2 protein-coding genes are annotated in these 2,275 nt (G+C 46.9%); one reads left to right on the forward strand and one right to left on the reverse strand.

Going from position 1 to position 2,275, the window contains the following annotated elements:
• Window positions 1–38 precede the first annotated feature (38 nt).
• Window positions 39–1,097, reverse strand: a complete 1,059-nt coding sequence (locus QZT26_RS17260) for a transposase (protein WP_295103935.1) — start codon at window positions 1,095–1,097, stop codon at window positions 39–41.
• A 111-nt stretch (window positions 1,098–1,208) separates the two neighbouring features.
• On the opposite strand from QZT26_RS17260, the gene QZT26_RS17265 reads away from it, so the two are divergent.
• Window positions 1,209–2,035, forward strand: a protein-coding gene (locus tag QZT26_RS17265; protein WP_295103937.1) for an IS5 family transposase whose coding sequence is annotated in 2 segments (ribosomal slippage) — window positions 1,209–1,866 and window positions 1,866–2,035 — 828 coding nt in all. Because the reading frame shifts where the segments join, the coding sequence is not laid out codon by codon here.
• Window positions 2,036–2,275: the final 240 nt, after the last annotated feature.

Here is a 2,275-nt window from a genome sequence, read left to right on the forward strand (position 1 = left end):
AATAAGTTCGCCTCAACAATTTCAATTATTACCTGATGTTACGCAGCCTTGAGGACTTGGAGTTCCTCATAAGCCACGCGAATGGCCTTGAGATACAAATGTGAGCGCAAAGCAAAATGCTTGAGTTTCCGTTTGATTTTCAAGCATTCCAGTTTGAAGAAAGCAAACAACGCAGCAAAGACATGATTGTTCTGGGTTACAACGCGTCGCACGGGCGCTTTGCCTAAAGCAGTATTTTGTTTGAGCGATTTGTGGAAGACTTCTATCGGCCATCGTTTTTGATAGGTCGTTAGAATGAACTCCCGCGTCACGGTTGTGTCACTGCAAGCAAGATAGAGAATTCCCGTGCTGCCATCCTTGTTGGTAAAGACTTGGCGCACGATGAGTACAGGAAAAGGTACGTCTTTGAGCCAGCCTGTAAACTTGCTCTCTTCTTGCCAGGGCAGTTCTTCAATCGAGGTGAAACGGTTGTTTTGGTAATCTTCTTCGCTCAGGGCTACCAAACGATTGGATTTCAGCGCACACACGAAGTCTTTTTTGAGCGTCTCCTTGATGTAGCTCATGTTTTCTTTGGATGAGAACCAAATGTCGAACAAAACAAAGCGGAACTTCAGTTTGTTTTTCACACAGACGTCCAGCATAGTTCTCATCAACTCGTTCTTGGTGACCAGACTGGCTCTTTTCCGCTTGTGCGTCTTGAGGTCACAGTATTCCAGCGGCTTGCGGATCAACTCAAAGGCCACGGGAATGGAGATGTCTCCAACCTGATACAGACAGTTGAGCAGGTTGAAACCTTGCACCGCTCGGCCTTTACTGTGATCATAATGCCAGCACATCACCTCGTTTTCGTCCGTGTAGGGCTTTTCCTGGACGGTGTCATCGAAGATCACGACCGCGTCTTCCCGTTCGACCTGGCGAACCGTTGGCTTGACCTCTTGCCATAAGTCTTTTGACGTATACTCCTTTCCAGACAGAAAGCGTGTCACTTGATCGTGACTGACTTGTCCGTTCACCATCGCTGAAAGACCCGTTGCGGTGGCATAGCCAAACGTACTGAGCAGGTAATCGGTGTACAGTTCTAATTGGGCTTTGTCCATGCTCCAATCTTATCCGATTTTCCAACTGCTCCCTGCGTAACATCAGTTAAGTAACTATCTCAAAACACTTTGAGGACATATAATTTTGATGCCAGCAAAGGAAAATGACGAATGAAGAAAAAGAAGCCACTCGCAACGATCTGGGAAGTTTCAGACGAACTATGGGAACGCATAGAACCTCTTATTCTGGAATTTGACCCGCCCAAAGAAACGGGCAGACCACGCATCAATCCGCGTAATGTATTGGACGCCTTGATTTTTCGGATTCGCACAAGCTGTCAGTGGAATCATATTCCGCGCGTGTATGGCGATGATTCTACGATCCATCGAACGTTCCAACATTGGGTGGACATCGATTTGTTTCCCAAGATTTGGGCGTTGTTGGTGGAAGAATGTGAAGCATTGGGGTTGGTAGATTGGGAATGGCAAGCCGCCGATGGAACGATGGGCAAGGCTCGTTTGGGAGGGGATGAAATTGGCGCCAATCCAACGGATCGAGGCAAAAACGGCTCGAAAAAGAGCATTTTGACCGATCGGCTGGGTGGTCCGTTGTCGATTGTCGTCGCAGGGGCCAATGTCCATGATGCGAAATTGCTGGACAAAACGATTGAAGCCATCATTGTAGATCGACCCAAAGTGACCAAGTCGAAGCCTCAACACCTGTGTTTGGATAAAGGCTATGACAACCCAACCAGCGCAACGGCGATAGAGAAGCATCACTATACTGGGCATGTGCGCCGCATTGGTGAAGAAAAGTTGCACAAGGGTAAAAAAAGTATCCTGCCCGAAGATGGGTTGTGGAAAGGACATTAGCATGGTTATCCAAATGTCGCGGTTTGTTGATCCGTTACGAAAAGAAATCCAAAAACTATCTTGCGCTTCTTCAACTCGCTTGTGCTATGCTCTGGTTTCGCAGACTGGCTCAAAATGCCTTTTGAGATAATTTCTTAGTAGTATCAGGTATCAGGTATCAAGTGTCAGGTATCAAGTATCAGGTTGCATAATCAGATGAGGAGGTTAATATGGCGCTGATAAAACGCTTTGAAGATATCCAAGCCTGGCAAGAGGCGCGTGTCCTTGTGAAGATGATTTATACGTTGACCAAGAAAGAGCAGTTTTCCAAAGATTATGGCATGAAAGATCAAATCCAGCGGGCGGCAGTTTCCACGATGACCAAT

The sequence above is a fragment of the uncultured Candidatus Kuenenia sp. genome (assembly GCF_900696675.1).
GTDB classification, from domain to species: domain Bacteria; phylum Planctomycetota; class Brocadiia; order Brocadiales; family Brocadiaceae; genus Kuenenia; species Kuenenia stuttgartiensis_A.

Bases quoted from the DNA above. Each gene is read 5' to 3' on its own strand.
- QZT26_RS17260 (WP_295103935.1), bottom strand. From the start codon at position 1,097: ATGGACAAAGCCCAATTAGAACTGTACACCGATTACCTGCTCAGTACG.